Genomic DNA, 228 nt, shown 5'->3' with positions numbered 1-228 from the left:
ATTCGTGACTGGGGTGAAGTCGTAACAAGGTAGCCGTATCGGAAGGTGCGGCTGGATCACCTCCTTTCTAGAGTGGCACTGAGTTAGAAATAACTCGCCATCAAGCGTTCACACTTATCGACTGTAATTAAGAAGAACAGCATTTGGGGCTGTAGCTCAGCTGGTTAGAGCACCGTGTTGATAACGCGGGGGTCGTTGGTTCGAGTCCAACCAGCCCTACCAGTTTCT

The 228-nt window shown here is 50.4% G+C and carries 1 tRNA gene and 1 rRNA gene; both read left to right on the top strand.

The annotated features are described in order from the left end of the window. Positions 1-67, top strand: a 16S ribosomal RNA gene (locus GTP27_RS23550); the annotation flags it as partial. A gap of 78 nt (positions 68-145) precedes the next feature. Next, a tRNA-Ile gene (locus GTP27_RS23545) sits at positions 146-222 on the top strand. The last annotated feature ends 6 nt before the right edge of the window (positions 223-228 follow it).

The sequence above is a fragment of the Duganella qianjiadongensis genome (assembly GCF_009857915.1).
Taxonomy (GTDB): Bacteria; Pseudomonadota; Gammaproteobacteria; order Burkholderiales; family Burkholderiaceae_D; genus Rugamonas; species Rugamonas qianjiadongensis.
The sequence above is the reverse complement of the archived record's forward strand: the minus strand, read 5'-3'. Positions and strand labels throughout refer to the sequence as shown.